This is a genomic window from Mycobacterium sp. E3339 (genome assembly GCF_001666915.1).
Classification (GTDB): domain Bacteria; phylum Actinomycetota; class Actinomycetes; order Mycobacteriales; family Mycobacteriaceae; genus Mycobacterium.
Genome location: NZ_LZIZ01000049.1, coordinates 1 through 21,935, shown reverse-complemented (window position 1 = coordinate 21,935; position 21,935 = coordinate 1). Strand labels below are relative to the sequence as shown.

Annotated in this window: 21 protein-coding genes; 19 read left to right on the top strand and 2 right to left on the bottom strand. The window is 67.3% G+C overall.

Features of this window, described 5'->3' with window-relative positions; all coding sequences use genetic code 11:
• Positions 1-9 precede the first annotated feature (9 nt).
• Positions 10-999 (top strand): MinD/ParA family protein, encoded by a 990-nt coding sequence (locus A5702_RS03970; RefSeq protein WP_082955935.1) that lies wholly within the window; start codon positions 10-12, stop codon positions 997-999.
• On the opposite strand, the gene sigI is transcribed toward A5702_RS03970, so the two are convergent.
• The gene (gene sigI / locus A5702_RS03965; protein WP_068218440.1) at positions 996-1,871 is read right to left on the bottom strand and encodes an RNA polymerase sigma factor SigI; all 876 of its coding nucleotides are present in this window, start codon (positions 1,869-1,871) and stop codon (positions 996-998) included. The genes A5702_RS03970 and sigI overlap by 4 nt on opposite strands.
• A gap of 112 nt (positions 1,872-1,983) precedes the next feature.
• On the opposite strand from sigI, the gene A5702_RS03960 reads away from it, so the two are divergent.
• Positions 1,984-2,832: an NmrA family NAD(P)-binding protein gene (locus A5702_RS03960; protein ID WP_067822681.1), complete on the top strand. Its 849-nt coding sequence runs from the start codon at positions 1,984-1,986 to the stop codon at positions 2,830-2,832.
• Position 2,833: 1 nt separating this feature from the next.
• A complete protein-coding gene (locus A5702_RS03955; RefSeq protein ID WP_055404495.1) occupies positions 2,834-3,274 on the top strand; it encodes a nitroreductase family deazaflavin-dependent oxidoreductase in 441 nt (146 codons plus the stop codon).
• A gap of 91 nt (positions 3,275-3,365) precedes the next feature.
• Here A5702_RS03955 and A5702_RS03950 read toward each other — a convergent pair whose 3' ends face one another.
• Complete coding sequence (locus A5702_RS03950) at positions 3,366-3,647, bottom strand: WhiB family transcriptional regulator (RefSeq protein WP_055404497.1); 282 nt, start codon at positions 3,645-3,647, stop codon at positions 3,366-3,368.
• 595 nt (positions 3,648-4,242) lie between these two features.
• Between A5702_RS03950 and A5702_RS03945 the strand changes: the two genes are divergently transcribed.
• The 16 genes from A5702_RS03945 (at position 4,243) to A5702_RS03870 (ending at position 21,654) form a co-directional block, all read left to right on the top strand.
• Complete coding sequence (locus A5702_RS03945) at positions 4,243-5,241, top strand: FHA domain-containing protein (protein ID WP_231964989.1); 999 nt, start codon at positions 4,243-4,245, stop codon at positions 5,239-5,241.
• A 96-nt stretch (positions 5,242-5,337) separates the two neighbouring features.
• Entirely contained in the window at positions 5,338-5,652 is a 315-nt protein-coding gene (locus tag A5702_RS03940; protein ID WP_055404501.1) for a type VII secretion target, read from the top strand.
• Positions 5,653-5,682: 30 nt separating this feature from the next.
• The gene (locus A5702_RS03935) at positions 5,683-6,885 is read left to right on the top strand and encodes an EspA/EspE family type VII secretion system effector (protein ID WP_055404503.1); all 1,203 of its coding nucleotides are present in this window, start codon (positions 5,683-5,685) and stop codon (positions 6,883-6,885) included.
• Between the two features lie 168 nt (positions 6,886-7,053).
• Positions 7,054-8,475, top strand: a complete 1,422-nt coding sequence (locus A5702_RS03930; protein ID WP_055404505.1) for an EspA/EspE family type VII secretion system effector — start codon at positions 7,054-7,056, stop codon at positions 8,473-8,475.
• Between the two features lie 67 nt (positions 8,476-8,542).
• Positions 8,543-8,857 carry an ESX-1 secretion-associated protein gene (locus tag A5702_RS03925; RefSeq protein ID WP_055404507.1) on the top strand — a complete coding sequence of 105 codons (315 nt, stop codon included), beginning with the start codon at positions 8,543-8,545 and terminating at the stop codon, positions 8,855-8,857.
• 237 nt (positions 8,858-9,094) lie between these two features.
• Entirely contained in the window at positions 9,095-10,321 is a 1,227-nt protein-coding gene (locus A5702_RS03920) for an EspA/EspE family type VII secretion system effector (protein WP_156349648.1), read from the top strand.
• Between the two features lie 73 nt (positions 10,322-10,394).
• On the top strand, positions 10,395-10,706 hold the full coding sequence (locus A5702_RS03915; RefSeq protein ID WP_067822688.1) for an ESX-1 secretion-associated protein: 312 nt from the start codon (positions 10,395-10,397) through the stop codon (positions 10,704-10,706).
• A 2-nt stretch (positions 10,707-10,708) separates the two neighbouring features.
• Complete coding sequence (locus tag A5702_RS03910; RefSeq protein WP_055404513.1) at positions 10,709-11,542, top strand: ESX secretion-associated protein EspG; 834 nt, start codon at positions 10,709-10,711, stop codon at positions 11,540-11,542.
• Positions 11,543-11,568: 26 nt separating this feature from the next.
• Positions 11,569-12,162 carry a hypothetical protein gene (locus A5702_RS03905; protein ID WP_055404515.1) on the top strand — a complete coding sequence of 198 codons (594 nt, stop codon included), beginning with the start codon at positions 11,569-11,571 and terminating at the stop codon, positions 12,160-12,162.
• Complete coding sequence (eccA, locus tag A5702_RS03900) at positions 12,159-13,880, top strand: type VII secretion AAA-ATPase EccA (protein WP_055405794.1); 1,722 nt, start codon at positions 12,159-12,161, stop codon at positions 13,878-13,880. The genes A5702_RS03905 and eccA overlap by 4 nt, the downstream gene beginning before the upstream one ends.
• A 3-nt stretch (positions 13,881-13,883) precedes the next feature.
• On the top strand, positions 13,884-15,323 hold the full coding sequence (gene eccB, locus A5702_RS03895) for a type VII secretion protein EccB (RefSeq protein WP_055404519.1): 1,440 nt from the start codon (positions 13,884-13,886) through the stop codon (positions 15,321-15,323).
• Positions 15,320-17,557: a type VII secretion protein EccCa gene (gene eccCa, locus A5702_RS03890; RefSeq protein ID WP_055404521.1), complete on the top strand. Its 2,238-nt coding sequence runs from the start codon at positions 15,320-15,322 to the stop codon at positions 17,555-17,557. Before eccB ends, eccCa begins: the two co-directional genes overlap by 4 nt.
• A gap of 76 nt (positions 17,558-17,633) precedes the next feature.
• The gene (gene eccCb, locus A5702_RS03885) at positions 17,634-19,430 is read left to right on the top strand and encodes a type VII secretion protein EccCb (protein WP_055404522.1); all 1,797 of its coding nucleotides are present in this window, start codon (positions 17,634-17,636) and stop codon (positions 19,428-19,430) included.
• Between the two features lie 305 nt (positions 19,431-19,735).
• Positions 19,736-20,932 carry a PPE family protein gene (locus A5702_RS03880; RefSeq protein ID WP_055404523.1) on the top strand — a complete coding sequence of 399 codons (1,197 nt, stop codon included), beginning with the start codon at positions 19,736-19,738 and terminating at the stop codon, positions 20,930-20,932.
• 97 nt (positions 20,933-21,029) lie between these two features.
• The gene (locus A5702_RS03875; RefSeq protein ID WP_369808542.1) at positions 21,030-21,323 is read left to right on the top strand and encodes a WXG100 family type VII secretion target; all 294 of its coding nucleotides are present in this window, start codon (positions 21,030-21,032) and stop codon (positions 21,321-21,323) included.
• 43 nt (positions 21,324-21,366) lie between these two features.
• Positions 21,367-21,654, top strand: a complete 288-nt coding sequence (locus tag A5702_RS03870) for a WXG100 family type VII secretion target (protein WP_055404525.1) — start codon at positions 21,367-21,369, stop codon at positions 21,652-21,654.
• The last annotated feature ends 281 nt before the right edge of the window (positions 21,655-21,935 follow it).

Genomic DNA, 21,935 nt, shown 5'->3' with positions numbered 1-21,935 from the left:
AGCGACTCGCTGTGGCAGGCGCACGACGCCCGCTACGACGCCGACCAGGTCTGCATCATCCCGGCCCCCGCGGCCGTACCCGCACGCGCCACGCTGAGGTTCGACGCGGCGCCCGAGCGCGGCTGGCGACGCATGCTCCGGCTGGTGACGTTCGGGCTCGTCAAGCTCGGCCCGTCGCCGGCGCAGCTGCAGGACGCCCAGTCCGAGGCGGCCATCCGGACCCGTCTCGTCGGCAACTACAAGGTCGGGGTCCTGGGCAAGGGCGGCGTCGGAAAGACGTCCGTGGCCGCCAGTGTCGGATCGCTGTTCGCCGAACTCCGACGGCAAGACCATGTCGTGGCGATCGACGCCGACACCGCGTTCGGCCGGCTCAGCAGCCGGATCGACCCGCGGTCGACCGGATCGTTCTGGGAACTCACCGCCGACAAGAACCTGCAGTCCTTCGACGACATGGTCGCCCGGGTGGGGCGCAACTCCGCGGGCCTGCACGTTCTCGGCGGCGAGCCGGCGTCGGGCCCCCGACGCGTGCTCGACCCCGCGATCTACCGGGAAGCCGCGCTGCGCCTCGACCGCCATTTCGCGATCTCGGTCATCGACTGCGGGTCCACCATGGACGCGCCGGTCACCCAGGAGGTGCTGCGCGATCTGGATGCGCTGATAGTGGTCTCCTCGCCCTGGGCGGACGGGGCCTCCGCGGCGGCAAGGACCCTGGAGTGGCTGGCGGATCAGGGCTTCGAAACTCTGCTGCAGAACACCGTGGTGGTGCTCAACGATTCCGACGGCCACGCCGACAAGCGCACCCGGGCTTTGTTGGCCCGCGAGTTCACCGATCACGGCCGGCCGGTGATCCAGGTGCCCTACGACCCGCACCTGCGGCCGGGTGGGGTCATCGACGTGAGCAACGAGATGGCGCCGGCAACGCGGCGCAAGTTTCTCGAAGTCACGGCGACGATCGCCGGCTACTTCGCGGCGCGTCCCGACGATCGTCGGCCGAGTTAGGCGTTCTCGGTGAGCTTCCCGATCCGTGCGGACGGGTCGGCGATCGCCTCGATCTTGGCCACCCGGGAGTCGCGGATCGTCAGCACGATCACCGCGAAGAGTCGGCGGTCGGTGAACGCCAACAGCACGGGTTGCCCGACGGGGCCGCTGACCAGTGTCACGTCGGGCCATAGGTAGCGCAGCAGGTTGGTGGCCACCGCATCCGGCCCGTGGTTGATCTGCTGGGGCGGCGGCGGGTCGGCGAGGATCGTGCCCACTCCCCACACCGTCGGGTCCAGCACGGCGGCCAACCCGGTGAGGTCGCCGTTGGCGCATGCGGTGATGAACTTCTCGGTGACCAGCTGGTGCTCGGTCGATGCAACGACGTTGGTTTTAGGTTGTGCAGCAACAAATTTCGCGCGCGCGCGGCGCGCCAGCTGCCGGCAGGTGCCGACCGGGCGACCCACGGTTTCCGAGATCGAGTCGAACGGGACGCCGAACACGTCGTGCAGCACGAAGGCCACCCGCTCCCCGGGACTGAGCCGGCGCAACACTTCCAGCAAGGCGGCGCGGATCTCGTCGTCGAGGGTGACCCGGTCGGCCGGATCGGAGCGCTGGGGCGCCGGACGCTCTTGGACCTCGCCCGGACGTTCGTAACGGGCGCGAGCCGAACGCACCTGGTCGAGGCAGAGCCGGCTCGCCACCACGGTCAGCCAGCCCCTCACGTCCTCGATCTCGCTCGGCTCGGTCCGGGACAGTCGCAGGAAGGCTTCCTGCGCAACGTCTTCCGCGTCACCGATATCGCCGAGCATCTGATAGGCGAGGTTGACCAGATACGGGCGGTGCTGACGCCAGGCCTCGGCGAGCCGGTCAGATGATGGCGACTGGTTCATGACTCTTCGACGATCTGCTGCGGCAAAAAGTTACGCGTTCTCGGTTGTAACTTTCCCACCTTCGGTCCCGTCCTTGGAGCACCGCAAGAAATTCGAAAGAAAGGATCCACCCATGACGATCGTGGTAACCGGGGCGACCGGCAACGTCGGACGCCCTCTCGTGGCGGCGCTTGCCGCGGCCGGAGCGCCGGTACGGGCCGTCACCCGCTCGCCCGAGACTGCGGCGTTTCCCCCCGGAGTCGAACCGGTCAGGTCGGCGGCCGATGCGCTGCCCGGGGCGTCGGCGGTCTTCCTCAATTCCCGGGCACTGGGCGCGGACCTGGACGCGGTGGTGGCCCAGAGCGTGCGCGCCGGGGTCACCAAGCTGGTTGCGCTGTCGGCGATCAATGCCGACGACGACTTCTCCCGGCAGCCGTCCCGCGTCCGCGGTGACCGCAACAAGGAGGTCGAACAGCTCGCCGTCGACTCCGGGGTGCCGTGGGTGAGCCTGCGGCCGACGGTGTTCGCGACGAACTTCGCCGGCATGTGGGCGCCGCAGATCCGCCTCGGCGACGTAGTCCACGGACCGTACGCGGGGGCGTCGACGGCACCGATCGTCGAGAGCGACATCGCGGAGGTGGCGGCGCGGGCGCTGCTCACCGATGAGCTTGTCGGACAGCGGATCCCGCTGACCGGTCCGCAGGCCTTCACCAACTCCGAGCTGGCCGAGGCGTTCGGCGCCGCCCTGGGCCGGCCGCTGCAGTACCGCGAGATACCCAGCGCCGCCGTGCGCGAACGGTTCGTCGCGTTGGGGTTCCCGGCCGAGTTCGGCGACGCCTATATCGCCATGCTCGCCTCGACGCTCGAAGCCCCCGCCCTGGTCACCCACGACGTGGAGAAGATTCTGGGCCGGCCCGCGCTTCCCATCGGCCAGTGGGTCGCCGAGCACCGCGACTTGTTCGCCAGGCCGGAAGGGGCCTGAGATGTCACAACCCCGCCCACCGCGCTACCTCAAGCCGATGAACAAGGTGATGATGGCGGTGCAGCGGCTCGGGATCCCCACCGGCCCCGCCATGGTGCTGACGGTCCCCGGCCGCAAGTCGGGCCGGCCCCGCAGCACCCCGATGACGCCGTTCGAATTCCAGGGCGGCCTCTACGTTGTGGCCGGCTATCCCGGCGCCGACTGGGCGGCGAACGCCCGGGCGGCGGGGACCGGCACGCTCAGCCGGGGCCGACGATCACAGGAAGTCCGGATCGTCGAACTCTCCGCCGGTGAAGCGCGGCGGGTACTGCGGGAGTTCCCCGCCAAGGTCCCCGTCGGGGTGGCTTTCGCGAAGCGATCCGGAATGGTGCGCGACGGAACGGCCGACGAATTCGAAGCACTGGCGGGGCGGCTCGCCGTCTTCCGTTTCGAGCCGACGTAGCGGTCGTCGCCTGCTGCCCAGTCCCAAAGGGAATGCGGTGCAACGGCTTCCGTCGCTGCCCGGCCCGATGTCGGCGGCGGCCATGGACGGGCTAGGCGGACTTCGCGGTTTCGCGCACCGGGTACCCGTTGCGCTCGGCCAGGCCTCGCAACTGCCGCAGTGCGAACGCACGCGGGCGGCCCCCTTCGGGGATCACCACGCCGGCCCACAAGCCTTCCGCCCCGGGCGATTCGACGGCGTCACGCGCACACATCCAGCGGCGGGGGCACGCGCGGCACAGCGCGATGGCCTCGGCGTCGGGGGCGGTGGTCCAGCGGTCCGGATCCTGCGTGCAGGCGCCGAGCGGGATGTTGAAAAGGGGTGTTGCGGTCATGTCGCTAGTTCCTCCAGAAGCATTGCGTTCTGCGTCCTATGCTTCGCAACGGTATAGCACTAACCGCTGCAATGCAACAGTTTGATTCCAATGCCGCAACGGCTGCTCCGAAACCGACGCCCCGGCGTGCGCGGAGGACGGCCCTCAGATTCGTCCATTATGCGCTGTGAACAGGTATTTCGCTTCCCTGGGGAGCCCCTTCGACCAGGCGGCCGGACGGTTACGTAACCGTAGCATTGAGTTGCTACCGGGTCGCGGAGCCGGGATCGAGAGCGGCCTTGCCCGATGAAACCGTAGCGTCCATGGGGCCCGCGGGGAGGGGCTGGCGCCGAAGATTCGCCGTGTGCGGCCGTCCTACGTCGCATCGGTGTAGCGTCTCGACGCCGCACAACCGCGGCTGTGACTCAAAACGTAGCGAAGTGCGATAGAAATCGGCGCGGTGCGACGGTTAGACTTGCAGAGGCGGAAGGCCCGCCCCGCTGCCCTCCCTCGAGGAATAACCCAGATGCCCAGCGCCGAGTCGAGTACCGAGCTTGGTCTCCTGGTTGTGCGCAGCGGTACGACGTCGCATCGGATTGAGCCCGGGCGGGGTGTGGTGACCATCGGCCGGGACGCCAAGGACGACGTTCGGATCGACAATCCCCAAGTCTCGGCGGAACACCTGCACGCCGAACCGATCGATGGTTCATGGCGGATCGTCGACAAGGGCCCCAACGGCATGTTCGTCGACGGGCGACGCACGGACTCGGTGACGGTGACCAAGAAGACCACGGTCCGGCTCGGTGACCCCGCCGCCGGTGAGGTACTGACTTTTGAAATCGTCAGGCCGCCGAATGCGGGTGCGCGCCCCGAACCGTCGGATGGCGGCGAACCGGATGCGGGCATGGCCCGCGCGGGTGCGGCCGCCGCCGCGCGCCGCCGCGAGCTCGGCATCAGCCAGCGCAGCCTGGCGGCCGACGGCATCATCAACGCGGGCGCGCTAATCGCCTTCGAAAAGGGCCGCAGTTGGCCGCGCGAACGCACCCAGGCCAAGCTCGAGCAGGTCTTGCAGTGGCCCGCCGGAACCATCGCGCGCATTCGGCGCGGGCAACCGGACGCCGGCGATGCGATCGCCGAGGACCCCGACATCGCCCCCGCGCCGGCGGAGGCCCCCCACTCGGATGCGCCGGCCTCGCTGATCGCGCAGGCGATCGTGGCCGCCGTGGACGGCTGCGGGCTGGCCATCGCGGCGTTGCCATCGGCGGACGACCCGGAGTTCACCGAGCGGGCGACGCCGATCCTCGCCGACCTCCGCCAGCTCGAGGCGATCGCCGTGCGGGCCACGCGGATCAGCCGCATCACGCCCGAACTGATCAAGGCGCTGGGCACGGTCCGCCGCCACTACGACGAATTGATGACGCTCGGCGCGACCGCTCCGGGGGCCCCGCTCGCGCAACGCCTCTATGCGGCCCGGCGCCGGGCGAATCTGTCGCCGCAGGAGACCGCCGAGGCCGCCGGTGTCACCGAGGAAATGATCGTGCGCGCGGAAGCCGACGAAGCGGTGCCGGCCGCGGTCGCCGATGCGATCGAAACGCTGATCAGTCACATCGGCTGAGCCGGCCGCAAAAATTCGTGCGCCGACCCCCGTCTGAGCGGGCTTAGGCTCAACGCAGCCGGGCGAGCCAAGCGCGGTGCGTGAGGAAGACAAGCCATGACGGACCTACAAGTCACAACGTCATATTTAGAGGAACTGGCAGCGAAGCACGACCTGTCCTCGGCCGACGTCCGCGCCGCGGCCGCGGTGACTTCCGGGATCGGCTCGACAATGTGGAGTAGCCACGGCGTTATCTGCGCGACCGCCAATATGGCGGTGGCCGAGGCTGAATCCGCCCGCAGCGCCGCGAACGCGGCCGTTGAATCGGTTGGCACCGAAATCGCCAAGAGGCTCCGCGCCGCGGGCGGTGCGTATGACGGCACCGACGAGCGGGCCGGCGAAAGTCTCGACGCACAAGTGCTTCCTCGTTGATGCCTGCACCAAAATCTAGGAGGCGCGGCAATGGCTAATTTGGCAGAGGGTGTCAAGCTTCTTACCGTCCTCGGCACGGCCGGCAAAGACCTCAGCGACATCGACTGGAACGGCCTGGGCGACAAGATCAGCTCCGTCGATTTCCGCGCGGGAGCCGGTGTGTTCTCGGATGTCGGGCGCCTGGCGCGCCAATTGGTCGAGAAATTCGGCAGCGAAAAAGTCAAAAAGCTGATGACCGAGGGGGTCGTTCCCGGAACGCCGATCATCGATTACACGATCTACGCCATCACCGCCCTGGAGCTGTTGGCCGGGTTCGGCACCCCCGACCGGGGCGACACCTTCGCGATCGGTGAGGGCAAGTTCGAGCTGATCCATGAAAGGTTGGCGTCTGCCTTTCCGGACGAGCGCTGGCGCGGCACCGGATCCGAGGCCTATGCCGCCCAGAACGCCGACCATCGCAGTCGCGCCGCGACGATGGCGGACTTGGACGCGATGATGGCGGACATCCTGAAAACCGAGGCGCACCAGGTCGTCAACCTGCGCCGGAATATGAAGACAACCAGGGACGGACTGACCGCGTGCATCGCGATTGCGCTGGCGCTCAAGGCGGTTCAGCCGGCCGACGTCGGCGAGGGCTTGTCGATCATGTTCCAACTGGTGGTATCAATGGCGGCTATCGCAGCGGTGGTCGCGTTCATCGGCGAGATGGTCGACGCGGCGCGCGACAACGCGGATCGCGTTGGCGAAGCCGTCGAGGGGTATCGCGCGGTGCAGGCGGGTGCGGTGCTACCCGATGGTCCGTTCAATTCGGCAGTCGTGACCCAAGCGGCGCAGGCCGGCAGGTTCCGGGCCGGCACTGGCGCCGAGTCCGGGGTTTCCCTCAATGTCGTTACGCCCGGCGCAACCACCGGTTCGGTGGAGGCACCCCCTCGCGTCCGCGGGCGAATTGATGAGGAAGAAATGTCCAACCACGGCGACGCAACCCCGGCGACGGCAATGCCTTCCGTGGCTCAGCTGATGGCAATCTCCGGCGGAGCGCAGAAGTCGCCCGGCCCGGCTTCAGGGCAGCGGGTCGCCAGCGTAGGTGGGCAAGCCAAGCAGGCCGCGCCGCCGGGAGAAGGGACTGCGCGCGCCGAAGCCGCCGAAGCGAGCGCCGGTGCCCAGGCCATCGCGACTGCGCCCGTCGAACGCATCGCGGCCGCGGCCGAGCGGGCCCAGAATCGCCGCGGTTAACCCGCCTCGTGGCAGCCGCCATTTCCTGGGAAGTCCTCTTTCTCCGAAGCCGTTGGCTAACTCGAAAATTCGTGCACGGGCCCCGACTGGGCGGCGTTACGCTTAACGGGCGATGAATCACCGTGCAGGATTCACACGCCCCGAGGCATAACACGGAGGACCCCCAGGATGAGCATTTTCGCGCAAGCCACCAAGATCATCGGCACCCTGGCCGGAATTGCCGGCCTAGGCCAGCAGGGCGCCGGTTTGGGCCTGGGCTTGGGCGACGTTACCGGGGGCAGTTTCAGCGCTGAATACATTGCCGGCTCCGCGACCAGCTCGGCGGGCAGCCTCGGGGGCATCGGGGCTAGTCTCGCCAAGGCGCCGCTGGTGAACAAATACGATGCTTACGTACGGGGAAGTGCGCAGCGCTCGATTGATTTCAAAAACCGCATGTCGGGCGGGCGCTCCGGTAATCAAGCGGCGGTGAAAAAAGGAATCCAAGATTTCGGCAAGAGCGTAAGTCTCATCCAGTGGACCATCACGATCGTCGAGCTCTTGGAGCTGTTGACGGGGTTCGGCCCGCCTGATGAAGGGGCCGATCTGGAGAACGGGTCGCAGCAATTCGCCGAGCTTACCGAGCAACTGAAGGCGGCCCTGCCCAAAGACGGCTGGCAGGGCGAAGGTGCGGACGCCTACGCCGAACTGGGCACGCAGCTACAGGAAATCGCAGTGGCGATGGCCAAACTGGATACAGATTTGGCCACCCTGGTCAAAGACCAAGCCGAATGGGTCGTGCATATGCGTTTCGCCTTCGGATTATTGAAGGACGCGCTTTTCGTGGCCTTCGTCATCGAGATGGCCATGTTCATGGGAGTGCCGCCCGCCGGCCCGCTGGCCGCGAAAATCTTTGCGGGGACGGTCTGCGCGATTGGGATCGCGGCGGCTTTGGGCTTCCTCGGCAACTTGGCCTACTGGTCCGTCGAATACGGCAACAAGGCGAAGGCGCTGAGCGACCAATACACCGCGCTGGCCGCGGGGACGGTGCAGACCGGTTCGCCGGCGTCCGCGGTTGTGACGACATCGGAGGAGTCCTCGGTGTCCAGCTTCGAGGCCGTCTCCAACAGCATGTCCGGGATGTCCGGGGTGTCCCGGGTATCGGCCGCCCCCGCATCATCGACCGGTGCAGCTCATCGTTCCGACGACGAGCACGCCCAACCGGCGGCAGGGGTGAGCGCGGGCGCGGCTCCCGCCCCCGTTACGGCCGGCACACCCGCGAGCCCCGAGACACCCGAGGCGACGCAGCCGGCCGCGCCGACGGTCACGATGCCCACCGTGGCTCAATTGGCGCAAATGTCCGGGCAATCCTCCAAGCTTTCGAGCCAGCTGTCTCCGCACGAGGCCATGTTCAACCGGGCGATGGGTCCGCTGCAGCAGCTTGTGGAAACGGGCGAGTTGCAGAGCCAGGACGCGGCCGAAGAAATACAGGGCGAGGCGGAGGACGCCTGGGCGGGCGCAGGCGCGGGCAGCGCCGGGCGCGCACCTGTCGAGGTCGGAGCGGCCGGCGTCGACCAGGCGGGGGAATCGAGCCCGTTCGGGCGCCGGCTCTGACTCCGCGAGCTCCGTCCAGAACTGTTGTGAGCCAAGACAATAACGAAAGACAATTAGGAGACCACCCATGGCCGATGTAGTCGTCCAACCGGACCACCTAGCCAAACTGGCGACGAACCAGGACCAGGCGTCAACCCAGGCCGCTACCGCAGCGTCGGCGGCCGACAACATCGAGATCTCGACGTGGGTCAGCCACGGCGTGATCAGCGCGGCATCGAACCTTGCCTTCACCAAGGCCGCGGGTGCACGCAAGAGCACGGGTGACGCGATGAGCGCAGCCTCGAAGCAACTCGCCGAAAAGGTGCGCACGGCCAAGAGCGTCTACGCGAGCACTGACGACCAATCGGGCAAGAACATCGACAAGCAGGTGCTTGATCGCTGACCCCGGAATCGGCGCTGACCTCATCTCCACCTAGGCGGCCCAGGCCGCGGTAGCGTCGCGCGCATCCGGCCGAATAACCGTTCCTGTTGTTCCTACGGCGTTTACCGATTGTTAGCCGAATCCTTTGCGGGACGGGAAAATTCGCGCAGCGACCCCTCCCCTGACGGGGTTAGGCTCAATCTGTCGTTCTCAACATGAGTCCAACAACCGTCAGCGCGCGCGAAGGGGTGCACCGCCGTGAGTCGTCTTGCAGGTATCCACGATCTGGCCTACTGCTTCACGCGGCTGCAAGCCGGGGGCGGCGCCGCGTATTCGGGGGATTGGGTCGGACTCGGCGCGAACTTGGGCGCGCTCGCCGGCAAAGCGATGTGGTACGGCAGGAACCAGATCAAGGTCCTCGCCGACGCGTTGAAAACCCAAGGCACCAAGACCCTGCCGACGCCCACCGCAATCGTCGACGTTGCGATGGTGGCGATTTCGGCGGTCGACCTCCTCAACGGATTCTGGACCCCCGACAAGGGCGCCTCCTTCACCGGCGGCGCCGACAAATACGAAACCGTCTTCCTCTACCTCGCCGAGGCCGCCCCGGACCCGCGCGACTGGAGCGGTGACGCGGCGAAGGCCTATGCCGACGCGACCGCGGCCCTGCAGGCCCTCGTGCAGACGATGCAGGATCTCGACAAGAAGATGCAGACCCTCGTGGCCGACCAGGGGTCCGAGGTCGCCAAGGCCCACAACGCGATCGCCGTGACGCTGCTGGGTCTCGTCATCGCTCAGGGCATCGCCCTGGCCCTGTACCTGATCCCCGTCGTCGGCCACGAAATCTCGGCGGCTTGGCAGATCATCGCCGCGTTCGCGGCGTGCGCCACCGTCTTGGCCTTCGAGATGTTCACGCTGTCCAATTCCATGTCCCTGGCCCACCAGATCCACGCGGTCGCCCTTGAATACGGCGAGGTCGCCGAGAAGGCGATCCCCACCAGTTCGTTCGCCCGCATAGAGGTGACCGGGGCGGAGGAGACCAAGACCGGCGACTTCGCGGCCGTCTCGAACAGCCTGTCCGCCTTCTCCGCCGCACCGACCGTCGCCTCGTTGGCCGGCCTGGCGCCGGCGGCCGGTGACTCCCCGGAGGAGCGCGGCGTCCTGGGCGCGCTCAAGGGCGAGGGCGCCGCCGCCGTGGAGACGGCGCAGACGACGCCGGTGTGGATGCCGCCCGCGCTGAGCCAAGTCACTCAGGCCTCCGGTCAGCTCGCGCAGCCGATGAACTTCGCCAACCAGATGATGGGGCAGGTTCAGCAACTCGCCTCGACGGGTCAGCCGCGGCCGAGGATGGCGCCGGCCGCCGGCGAGGAGCCCGGCGACGGGGCGGCGTTGGGCACGGCCGGCGGGGAACGCGCGCCTGTCGACGGCGCCGGGGTCGGCACCGGCGCGGCGCCGGGGACCAGCCGGCCGCAGCGGGTCCTTTAAGCCTCGCGAGTGCGGCAAAAACCGCTACGAGTCAACGCAATAGCGAGTAAAAATATCCGTTGAGGAGATTCCAATGGCAACGCTGAAGGTCGACGAAAAGTATCTCGAGCAATTGGCGACTAAACAGGGGCAAGCGGCCACCAAGGCAGAAGAAGCGGCTTCGGCTGCGAGCAATACCGAAACCGCGGTGTGGGTGACGCACGGCGTCATCAGCGGAAGCTCCAATAGTGCATTTGTCACCGCCGAGAAACAGCGCCGCGGCGCGGGCCAGAACATTCGGCAGCACGCGTCGGACCTCGCCGCGAAGTTGCGCGTCGCCAAGCAAACGTACGAGGGCGTCGACGAAGACCTGAGCGCAAACCTCAACAAACAGATGCTCAGCTGATCATGTCCGGGCCGCTCACTACCGCCGGCCTCGTCGACGATGTCGTCGGCGTGGAGGTCACTGTCGACGGCATGCTGGTGATCGCCGACCGAATGCATCTGGTCGATTTCCCGACGACACTGGGCATCCGTCCGAACATCCCCCAGGAAGAGTTGCGAGACCGCGTCTGGGATCAGGTCCAGCGCGACCTCACCGCGCAAGGGGTGCTCGACCACCAGGGACAACCCCACCCGGCGGTGGCGGCGATGGTCGACACCCTGGGGAGGCCGGACCGCAGCCTGGAGGGCCGGTGGTGGCGGCGCGATCTCGGCGGCGTCATGGTCCGGTTTGCGGTGTGCCGCAAGGGCGAGCGCCACGTCATCGCCGCCCGCGACGGCGACCTGCTGGTCCTGCAGCTGGTGGCGCCTCAGATCGGCTTGGCCGGGATGGTGACCACGGTGCTCGGCCCCGCGACGCCCGCCGACGTCGAGCCGCTGACCGGCGTCGCCGCCGAGCTGGCCACCTGCACCACCCCGGCCCAGCTGGTTCAGCACGGCGCCGCGCCCGCGTCGGCGCGCCTCTACGCCGAGATCATCAGCGACCCGACCAGCTGGGTGGAGATCATCGCCAGCCAACGCCACCCCGGCGGCACCTCCACGCAGACCGACGTCGCCGCCGGTGTCCTGGACTCGGTGCACGGCCGGCTGGTCTCCCTCCCGCGCCGCGTCGGCGGTGAGCTGTACGGCAGCTTCCTGTCCGGCACCCAAGAAAATCTGCAGCGCACGCTGGACGGCCTCATGGAGTTCCTGCCGGCGGGTGCCTGGTTCGACCGAGCCGAAGCCTCCTACGGGGCATGACCCCGAGAGTTCAGAAAGAAGGAACCATGCCGCAATACGACGACCACGACGATCTGGCCGCCCTGGATTTCTCTGCCGTCGGGACCGGCTCCGACACCCTCGAAGAGTCGGACGCCCTGGACTTCTCGGCGCCTGACGGCGATGACGAGGAGTCGGCCGTCGATGCGCTGCACGACTACGCGCCGAGCGAGCCCGAGGACGCCGAAACCGACCTCGCCGCCATCGACTCCCAGACCGACGCGGATGCGGCGCCGGACGACGAAGAGTCGCCCGAGCTGTTCACGGTGACCAATCCGCCCGAAACGGTGTCGGTCTCGGCGCTGATGGACGGCAGAACGCAGCGCGTCGAACTGTCTCCCAAAGTGACGAGCATGACCGAGGCCGAACTCGCCGAAGAGATTCTCGTCATCGCCGACCTGGCACGGCAGAAGGGCCTGGCCGCCCAGCACGACTACCTGATGGAGGACGCCTCCCTCTCGGACACCATGCGCGAGATGGGAATGGACGGCAACGACGTCGTGCGTGACTTCATGGAGAACGGCATCGGGTTGATCACGCCGGAGCAGGCCGCCGCGGCGCAGGCGGAGGTGTTCGCGACCCGATACGCGACGGATAAATGACGGAGCATCTGGCCGGCCTGTTCGAAAGCGCGGTCGGCATGCTGCCCGTGTCGGAGGCACGCGCGCTGGATTTGTTCACCGAAATCACGAACTACGACGAGTCCGCCTGCGACGCGTGGATTGGCCGGATCCGGTGCGGCGACACCGAACGGGTGACGCTGTTTCGCGCCTGGTATTCGCGGACCCATTTCGGACAACTCGCCGGAGCCGCCCAGATTTCGATGAACGCCGTGGGCGCGCGGCTCGCCATCGGCGGCCTGTACGGCGACATCACCTACCCGGCCAACTCTCCGCTGGCGATCACCATGGGCTTCGCCGTAAGCGAAGCGGCGCAAGGCAATTACGCCGACGCCATGGAGGCCGTCGAGGACACCCCAACCGCCGGCGCCGAACACCTGCTGTCCTGGGTCAAGGCGGTGATCTACGGCGAGGCGGGCCGCTGGACCGACGTGATCGACGAAGTCAGGAACGCGAGCAGGTGGCCCGACGAATTCCTCGCCGCCGCCGCCGGCGTCGCACACGGTGTCGCCGCGGCCAACCTCGGCCTGTTCACCGAAGCCGAACGCCGGCTCACCGAGGCCAACGCCACCCCGGCGGGCGAGGCGTGCGCGCGGGCCATCGCCTGGTATCTGGCGATGACGCGCCGCAGCCAGGGCAACGAAGAAGCCGCGGTGGCGCTTCTGGAATGGCTCCAGACCACCCACCCGGAGCCCAAAGTCACTGCCGCGCTGAAGGATCCGTCGTACCGCCTGACGACCACCAGCGCAGAACAGATCTCCGCCCGCACCGACCCGTGGGATGCCAATACCGTCGTGGCCGACACCTCGGGCCGCGACAAGCTGCTCGCGGAGGCGGAAGCCGAGCTGGAACGGCAAATCGGGCTCACCCGGGTCAAGGAACAGGTCGAGCGCTACCGGGCGGCCACCCAGATGGCCCGGGTCCGCGCCGCGCGCGGCATGAAGGTCGCGCAGCCGAGTAAGCACATGATCTTCACCGGGCCGCCCGGCACCGGCAAGACCACCATCGCCCGGGTGGTGGCCAACATCCTGGCCGGGCTGGGCGTCATCCCCGAACCGAAGCTCGTCGAGACCGCCCGCAAGGACTTCGTCGCCGAATACGAGGGCCAATCGGCGGTCAAGAGCACCAAGACCATCGACCGCGCCCTGGGCGGTGTGCTCTTCATCGACGAGGCCTACGCGCTGGTTCAGGCGCGTGACGGGCGGACCGACCCGTTCGGGCAGGAGGCGCTGGACACCTTGCTGGCGCGGATGGAGAACGACCGCGACCGGCTCGTGGTGATCATCGCGGGTTACAGCTCGGACATCGATCGGCTGCTGGAAACCAACGAGGGCCTGCGGTCCCGATTCGCTACCCGGATCGAATTCGACTCCTACTCTCCCGAAGAAATCCTTGAGATCGCGAAAGTCATTGCCACCGCCAATGACTCGTCGATGAGTGTGGAGGCGGCCGACAATCTACTGCAAGCGGCCAAGCTGCTCAGCCAGCAGACGGTGCGCGGCAAGGCCGCGCTCGACATCGCCGGCAACGGTCGTTACGCGCGCCAGCTGGTGGAGGCCGGCGAACAGTACCGCGACATCCGGCTGACCCGCTCAGGCGATTTCGAATCCCTCGACGAGGATCGCCTCCGCGAGATCAACGGCGAGGACATGGCCGAGGCGATCGCCGCGGTACACGGACGACTCAACATCACCGAGTGACTCATGGCGGGGTTCCGGCTAACCACCAAGGTTCAGGTCAGCGGCTGGCGCTTCCTGCTCCGGCGCCTCGAGCACGCCATCGTCCGGCGCGACACCCGGATGTTCGACGATCCGCTGCAGTTCTACAGCCGGTCGGTCGCGCTCGGCGTCCTGGTCTCGGTGCTGGTCGTGGTGGGCGCACTGGCGATGGCCTACTTCAAACCGCAGGGCAAGCTTGGCAGCGGCAACCTGTTCGTCGACCGCGCCACCAATCAGCTCTATCTGATGGTGTCGGGCCAGTTGCATCCCGTCTACAACCTGACCTCGGCGCGACTGGTGCTGGGCAACCCGGCCGAACCGAAGGCCGTTAAACCCGCCGAGCTCAACAGGTTTCCCAAGGGCCAGTCGATCGGCATCCCCGGCGCCCCGTACGCCACGCCGCTGTCGTCCGACTCCTCGTCGGTGTGGGCGCTGTGCGACACCGTCACCCAGGCGGAAAGCATCGCGCCCAGCCTGCAGACCTCGGTGGTCGCGATGCCGTTGCAAATCGAGCCCGGCGTCATCGACCCCATCCTTCCGCGTGAGGCGCTGCTGGCCTCTTATCAGGGCAAGGACTGGGTGGTGGACACCCACGGCCGGCACGCCACGGATTTGAGCGATCGCCCCATGACCTTCGCCGTCGGGATCCGCGGAACCGCCAAGCCCAGCCCGCTGTCCACCGCAATGTTCAACGCGCTGCCCGACGCCGGATCCTGGCAGTTGCCCCCCATCCCCGGCGCGGGTTCGCCCAACACGCTCGGGCTTCCCGAGCAGCTGGTGGTGGGGTCGATCCTGCAAATCCACGCGGAGTCGGGCCCGCGCTACTTCGTGGTGCTGCCCGACGGCGTCGCGCCGGTGAACGCCAATACCGCCGCCGCGCTGCGCGCCATCCAGTCCTACGGGCTGGTCGAGCCTCCCGCGATGGTGCCCAGCGAGATCGTCAAAATCCCTGAGGTGGTGTATAACTCGCCGCTGCCCGACGAACCGGTGAAGATCGTGTCGCGGCCCCAGGATCCCACCCTGTGCTGGACGTGGGAACGCAAGGCCGGTGATCAGGCACCGAAGACCACCGTCCTGACCGGGCGTCATCTACCGATACCGGCATCGGCGATGAGCTCGGGGATCAAGCAAATCCAGGGCCCGGCAACGGTTTACACCGATGGCGGCAAGTACGTGCAACTGCAGTCGCCCGACCCGCGGTACGGCGAGTCGCTGTACTACGTCGATCCGCAGGGGGTGCGCTACGGGCTGCCCGACGCCCAGACGGCTTCGTCGCTGGGCCTGACCGCGCCGAAGACCGCGCCCTGGGAGATCATTCGCCTGCTCGTCGACGGTCCGGTGCTGTCGAAAGAGGCTGCGCTACTGGAACACGACACGCTGCCGGCGGACCCGAACCCGCGCAAAGCCCCGGGAGGGCCGTCATGACGACCAAGAAGTTCACCCCCACGGTCATGCGCGGTCCGCGGCTCACACCCGGCGAGATCAGCCTGACACCGCCCGAAGACCTCGGGGTGGACATCCCGCCGTCGGGTGTGCAGAAGGCCCTTCCGTACGTGATGGGCGTCTGCATGCTCGGCATGATCGCGATCATGGTGGTCACCGGCACCCGGCAGCTCTCGCCCTACATGCTGATGATGCCGCTGATGATGATCATGATGTCGATGGGCATGATGGCCGGCCACGGTGGGGGCGGCAAGAAGGTGCCCGAGATCAACGCCGACCGTAAGGAGTACCTGCGCTACCTGGCCGGGCTCCGCCCCCGCGTGACGTCTTCGGCCAGCGCGCAGGTCGCGTTCTTTGGTTTCCACGCACCGCATCCCGACGATCTGACATCGCTCATCGGGACCCCGCGGCAGTGGTCCCGCCCAGCGAACGCCGACTTCTATGCCGCCACCCGCATCGGCATCGGTGACCAGCCGGCCGTCGACCGACTGATGAAGCCGTCCGCGGGCGGCGAACTCGCCGGGCCGACCGCGGCGCCGCAGCCATACCTCGAACCCGTCGCGAATATGTGGGTGGTCAAGTTCTTGCGCACCCACGGCCTCATCCACGACTGCCCGAAACTGGTGCAGCTGCGCACCTTTCCGACGATCGCGGTCGGTGGCGACCCGGCTGGCGCGGCCGGATTGCTGACCGCGATGGTCTGCCACCTGGCCGTCTTCCATCCACCCGACCTGCTGCAGATCCGCGTGCTCACCGAGAACCCGGACGATCCGGCTTGGTCGTGGCTGAAATGGCTTCCCCACGTCCAACATCCGACCGAGACCGATGCCGCCGGCCCCGTTCGGATGATCTACACCCGCCCGGACAACCTGTCCGACCTGGCCGCCCGCGGGCCCCACACCCCCGATTCGCTGCCCGGCGGCCCATACGTCGTGGTGGTGGACCTGACCGGGGGCAAGGCCGGGTTTCCGCCCGATGGCAGGGCCGGCGTCACGGTGATCACGCTGGGCAACCACCGCGGCTCGAATTACCGCATCAGGGTCGCCGACGACGGGACCGCCGATGACCGCCTGCCGGGACAGCAGTTCCGCCAGGTGACGTCCGTCGCCGACAGCATGTCGCCCGGCCAGGCCGCCCGCATTGCGCGGAAGTTGGCGGGCTGGTCCATCACCGGCACGGTGATCGACAAGAAGGGCACCGGCATCCAGAAGAAGGCGGCGACGGAATGGCACCAGCTGGTCGGCGCCCAAAGCGTCGAAGAGGTGGTGCCGAGCCGCTGGCGGATGTTCACCGACACCGACCGTGATCGGCTCAAGATCCCGTTCGGTCACGAACTCAAGACCGGCAACGTGATGTACCTCGACATCAAAGAGGGCGCTGAATTCGGCGCCGGGCCGCACGGCATGCTGATCGGGACCACGGGGTCGGGCAAGTCCGAGTTCTTGCGCACCCTCATCCTGTCCCTGGTGGCGATGCACCACCCGGACCAGGTGAACCTGCTGCTGACTGACTTCAAAGGCGGCTCAACGTTTTTGGGGATGGAGAAGCTTCCCCACACCGCCGCCGTGGTCACCAACATGGCCGAAGAGGCCGAACTGGTCAGCCGCATGGGCGAGGTGCTGACCGGCGAACTCGACCGCCGCCAGGGCATCCTGCGCCAGGCCGGCATCAAGGTGGGGGCGGCCGGAGCGCTCTCCGGGGTGGCCGAGTACGAGAAGTACCGCGAACGGGGCGCCGATCTGCCCCCGCTGCCAACGCTTTTCGTCGTCGTCGACGAGTTCGCCGAACTACTGCAAAGTCACCCGGACTTCATCGCGTTGTTCGACAGGATCTGCCGCGTCGGCCGGTCGCTGCGGGTGCACCTGCTGCTGGCCACCCAGTCGCTGCAGACCGGCGGTGTGCGCATCGACAAACTGGAGCCGAACCTGACCTACCGTATCGCGCTGCGCACCACCAGTTCTCACGAGTCCAAGGCCGTGATCGGCACCCCGGAGGCGCAGTACATCACCAACAAGGAAAGCGGAGTGGGATTCCTGCGGGTGGGCATGGAAGACCCCGTCAAATTCAGCACCTTGTATACCGGCAACACCTATGTGCCGGCGGCTCGGGTGGAGACGAACGGTGAGGGCAATGGCGCCGCGCCCCACGTTGGTCCGAAAAAGGTTCGCATCCAACAGTTCACCGCCGGCCCGTTGGCGGAAGAGGTGACGGCGTAATGACGCGCGCCGGCGACGATGCAGAACTTGGTGATGTGGGGGTACCGCCCGCTCGCGGGGGAGAGGAGCGGCGCTCATGACTGTCGAATCGAAGGGCCGGGCGCTGCGCGAGGTGGTACTCGAGCAGCTGTCCACCACCGAGTCGCGGGCGTACAAGATGTGGTTGCCCCCGCTCACCGACCCGACACCCGTGGACGAACTCATCGCCCAGGACGATCGCCAGCCCCTGCGATTCGCGCTCGGGATCATGGACGAACCGCGCATGCACCGGCAGGCGACCTGGGGGGTGGACGTGTCCGGCGCGGGCGGCAACATCGGCATCGGTGGCGCACCGCAGACCGGCAAGTCGACGCTGCTGCAAACGATGATGCTGTCGGCCGCCGCCACCCACTCACCGAGGCAGGTCCAGTTCTATTGCATCGACCTCGGCGGCGGTGGCCTCATCTATCTGGAAAACCTGCCGCACGTCGGCGGGGTGGCGACCCGATCGGAGCCCGACCGCGTCATGCGTGTGGTCGCGGAGGTGCAAGCCGTTCTGCGGCAACGGGAAGCGACCTTCAAAGAGCACCGTGTCGGTTCGATCGCCGCCTATCGGCAACTGCGCGAGGACCCGAACCAACCCGTCGCGGCCGACCCGTTCGGTGACGTTTTCCTGGTCATCGACGGGTGGCCGGCGTTCGTCAGTGAATTCCCCGATCTCGAGTCCCAAGTCCAGGACCTCGCCGCGCAGGGCCTGTCGTTCGGAGTCCACGTGGTGATCACCACGCCGCGCTGGACGGAACTGAAGTCACGAGTCCGTGACTACCTCGGCACCAAGATCGAATTCCGGCTCGGCGACGTCAACGACACCCAGATCGACCGGGCCACCCGGGAGATTCCGGCGAATCGGCCGGGCCGCGCGATGTCGTCGGAAAAGCACCACTTGATGATCGGTGTGCCCCGGTTCGACGGCGTGCACAGCGCCGACAACCTCGTGGAGGCGATGACCACCGCGGTGAATGAGGTTGCGGCCCAACACACGGAGCAGGCTCCGAGGGTCCGGGTGCTGCCGGAGCGGATTTACCTCTACGAGCTCGACCCGAACCCCCCGGGCCCGGACTCCGACTACCGCACGCGCTGGACGATTCCGATCGGGCTGCGCGAGGCGGATCTGTCGGTGGCTCACGCGCACATGGACAGCACGCCGCATTTGTTGATATTCGGCGCCGCCAAAGCGGGCAAGACCCGTACCGCCCACGCCATCGCGCGCGCCATCTGTGCGCGTAACAGTCCACAACAGGTGCGGTTCATGCTCGCCGATTACCGCTCGGGGCTGTTGGATGCGGTGCCGCAGAGCCATCTGCTCGACGCCGGTGCGATCAACCGCAACAGCACGACGCTCGACGAGGCCATCAAAGCCTTGGCCTTCAACCTGCAGAAGCGGTTGCCGCCGGCCGACCTCACCACCGCACAATTGCGCGCCCGGTCGTGGTGGAGCGGATTCGATGTGGTTCTCCTTGTCGACGACTGGCACATGATTGTCGCGGCCTCCGGAGGGATACCGCCAATGGCGCCGCTGGCACCGTTATTGCCGGCCTCTTCGGACATCGGGTTGCACATCATTGTCACCTGCCAAATGAGCTCCGCTTACAAGGCGACTATGGACAAGTTCGTCGGGGCCGCGTACGGCGCGGGATCGCCCACCCTGTTCCTGTCGGGCGACAAGCAGGATTTCCCGTCGAGGGACATTCAGGTCAAGCGCAGGCCCCCTGGCCAGGCATTTTTCGTTACCCCGGAAGGAAAGGAGGTCATCCAAGCCGCCTACCTAGATCCCCCAGAAGAAGTGCACTCAGCACCTCCAGGAGGCGGTTACGATTATCCCAGCGCCCAGTAAGAAGCACTGGACCGCCGCCCGCTAAACGAGTCGAGACTGCGTCGTCGAAAGCGTTGTTTTGCCCTAATTGAATAGTTTATTGCGCGCGGAAGTACAGAAGAGGTTCGCAAATGCCAGAAATGACACTTGGCCCAACACTTGTCGATATTGGCCGGGCTTTGACCGCCAATAGCGTCCGGCATTTGGCGGGCTTGGCGTCCGGTACTGATTTGCCCCTCGCGCGAAGCGCCTCGGGACGCTTCGCCGTACCGGCCGGCTTCGTGAGATAGCCCAAAAGCGAACGCAGACAAGGGGACTGGATAACCATGTTGTGGCACGCGATGCCACCGGAGCTGAACACCGCACGGCTGATGGCCGGAGCGGGTCCGGTGCCGATGCTGCAGGCCGCCGCCGGCTGGGAAGCGCTGGCGGGCGCCCTGGAGACGCAGGCGCTGGAGTTGTCCACCGCATTGGTTTCCCTCAAGGCGTCGTGGACCGGGATGAGCAGCGAACGCGCCATCGCGGCGACCATGCCGATGGTCGCCTGGCTGCAGACGGCCGCCCAGCAGGCTCAGCAGCGGGCGACGCGCGCCGCGGCCCAGGCCGCGGCGTACACCAAGGCGCTGGCGATGACGCCCTCGCTGCCGGAGATCGCGACCAACCACATCACCCACGCGGTTCTCACCGCCACGAATTTCCTTGGCATCAACATGGTGCCGATCGGACTGAACGAGACCGACTATTTCGTCCGCATGTGGAATCAGGCGGCGATCGTGATGGACGTCTACCAGATGGAGACCATCGCGAACACCACCTTCGAGCCGCTCCCGCCCATCAAGCCGATCCTGCAGCCGGCCGTGGGTGAGGCGGTGACCACCGCGGCCCTGGGCACGCTCTCGGCCGTCGGCTCCGAGGCCATTCCCGCCGCCATGCGCGCACTGTCGGAGGTCGAGGACGAGGTTCCCGAGACGCCGCCCGAGGTTGGGGTGCCGGTCGAGGAGCCCGCCATGCCGTTCCCGGGACAGGGGCAGCTGGGCGGCCCGATGCAGCAGCTGATGCAGCCGCTGCAGCAGCTCAGCTCGATGGCCGGCCAGAACGGCGGCATGGGCGACCACCCGCTCGGTGACAAGCTCGGTGACAAGCTCGGCGACCTGGCCGGCAAAGACCGGCAGCTGGGCCTGCTCGGGGCGAGCCCGCTCTCCACGCATCCCTTGGCGGGTGGATCGGGCCCGAGCGTCGGCATGGGCCTGATGCGCTCGGAAGCACTGCCCGGTGCGGGCGGAACCGCGCCCCGCACCTCGTTGATGAGCCAGTTGATCGACAAGCCGGCGCAGGTCACGGCGCCCGCCGGTGCGGGCGCCGGCTCGTCGGCCGCGGGAGGCGCGGCCCCCGTCGGGATGGGCAGCGCCGCCGCCGGTCAGTCGGCGCAGGCCGGCCGGCCGGGTCTGGCCTCCCCCGCGATGCTCGCCACGCGCCCGGACGAGGCCGACGACGTCGACTTCGAGCACGAGGACGACTGGTGAGCGCCCACAGAAAGAGACTTCCCGGCCGCCCGGGCCGGAAGACTTGCCATCACTTGGCGAGGACAGGAAACAGAGAAAGTAGTCCAGCATGGCAGAGATGAAGACCGATGCCGCTACCCTCAGCGCGGAGGCTAGCAACTTCGACAGGATCTCCGGTGAACTCCAGCGAGTCATCCAGACCGTGGAGTCGACCGGGGGCGAGTTGGCCGGCCACTGGCGCGGTCAAGCCGGCACCGCCGCGCAGCAGGCGTTGACGCGCTTCCACGAAGCGGGCCAGGCCCAGATCAAGGCGCTCAGCGAGATTTCGCAGAACATCCACGGCGCCGGCATCCAGTACTCCTCGGCCGACGAGGAACAAGCCAGTTCTCTGTCGTCGCAGATGAACTTCTGACCCCCATCACCCCCTCAGCAACACAAAGAAACGGAGCAACAATATGTCGGAACAGTCATGGAATTTCGCCGGGATCGAAGCGGGATCCAGCTCGATCGCGGGCGCCGTCCAGACCACGCAGGGTCTTCTCGACGAGGGCAAAAGTTCCCTCGCCAAGCTGGCCGAGGCGTGGGGCGGCAGCGGTTCGGAGGCCTACCAGCAGGTCCAGCGGAACTGGGACGAGACCTCCGCTGAGCTCAACGCCTCGTTGCAGGCGCTCTCGCAGCGCATCACCGAGGCCAGCCAGGCGATGGCTCAAACCGAATCCGGCGTCACGGGCATGTTCACGTAAGACGATGGCGAGCGGCGAAGCACGAGATTGGGCCACGTCGACCTAACGGGAGACCTAGGCTCGTCTCGTGCTTCCTCGCATGAACGAGTTTGACGAAAGGGTTTGATGGCGGCCGACTACGACCGGCTCTTCCAATCCCTCGAGGGAGTGGAAATTGCGGATGAGGCCACGGCGCAGACGGAGTTCGACGTCGATGCGCCGGTTTCGATGCCGCCCATCCCGCCCATCCCGCCCAAGCCCAACGGCCATACCCCGCCGATGCCGATCGACGTGGCCGAGAA

What these genes read in the sequence shown, in the direction of transcription:
- sigI (WP_068218440.1), bottom strand. Translation starts at nt 1,871, where the DNA reads ATGAACCAGTCGCCATCATCTGACCGGCTCGCCGAGGCCTGGCGTCAG.
- A5702_RS03905 (WP_055404515.1), top strand. Translation starts at nt 11,569, where the DNA reads ATGCCGCAATACGACGACCACGACGATCTGGCCGCCCTGGATTTCTCT.
- A5702_RS03915 (WP_067822688.1), top strand. Translation starts at nt 10,395, where the DNA reads ATGGCAACGCTGAAGGTCGACGAAAAGTATCTCGAGCAATTGGCGACT.
- A5702_RS03925 (WP_055404507.1), top strand. Translation starts at nt 8,543, where the DNA reads ATGGCCGATGTAGTCGTCCAACCGGACCACCTAGCCAAACTGGCGACG.
- A5702_RS03935 (WP_055404503.1), top strand. Translation starts at nt 5,683, where the DNA reads ATGGCTAATTTGGCAGAGGGTGTCAAGCTTCTTACCGTCCTCGGCACG.
- A5702_RS03880 (WP_055404523.1), top strand. Translation starts at nt 19,736, where the DNA reads ATGTTGTGGCACGCGATGCCACCGGAGCTGAACACCGCACGGCTGATG.
- eccCa (WP_055404521.1), top strand. Translation starts at nt 15,320, where the DNA reads ATGACGACCAAGAAGTTCACCCCCACGGTCATGCGCGGTCCGCGGCTC.
- eccB (WP_055404519.1), top strand. Translation starts at nt 13,884, where the DNA reads ATGGCGGGGTTCCGGCTAACCACCAAGGTTCAGGTCAGCGGCTGGCGC.
- A5702_RS03955 (WP_055404495.1), top strand. Translation starts at nt 2,834, where the DNA reads ATGTCACAACCCCGCCCACCGCGCTACCTCAAGCCGATGAACAAGGTG.
- A5702_RS03940 (WP_055404501.1), top strand. Translation starts at nt 5,338, where the DNA reads ATGACGGACCTACAAGTCACAACGTCATATTTAGAGGAACTGGCAGCG.
- A5702_RS03870 (WP_055404525.1), top strand. Translation starts at nt 21,367, where the DNA reads ATGTCGGAACAGTCATGGAATTTCGCCGGGATCGAAGCGGGATCCAGC.
- A5702_RS03930 (WP_055404505.1), top strand. Translation starts at nt 7,054, where the DNA reads ATGAGCATTTTCGCGCAAGCCACCAAGATCATCGGCACCCTGGCCGGA.
- A5702_RS03875 (WP_369808542.1), top strand. Translation starts at nt 21,030, where the DNA reads ATGAAGACCGATGCCGCTACCCTCAGCGCGGAGGCTAGCAACTTCGAC.
- A5702_RS03950 (WP_055404497.1), bottom strand. Translation starts at nt 3,647, where the DNA reads ATGACCGCAACACCCCTTTTCAACATCCCGCTCGGCGCCTGCACGCAG.
- A5702_RS03960 (WP_067822681.1), top strand. Translation starts at nt 1,984, where the DNA reads ATGACGATCGTGGTAACCGGGGCGACCGGCAACGTCGGACGCCCTCTC.
- eccA (WP_055405794.1), top strand. Translation starts at nt 12,159, where the DNA reads ATGACGGAGCATCTGGCCGGCCTGTTCGAAAGCGCGGTCGGCATGCTG.
- A5702_RS03910 (WP_055404513.1), top strand. Translation starts at nt 10,709, where the DNA reads ATGTCCGGGCCGCTCACTACCGCCGGCCTCGTCGACGATGTCGTCGGC.
- eccCb (WP_055404522.1), top strand. Translation starts at nt 17,634, where the DNA reads ATGACTGTCGAATCGAAGGGCCGGGCGCTGCGCGAGGTGGTACTCGAG.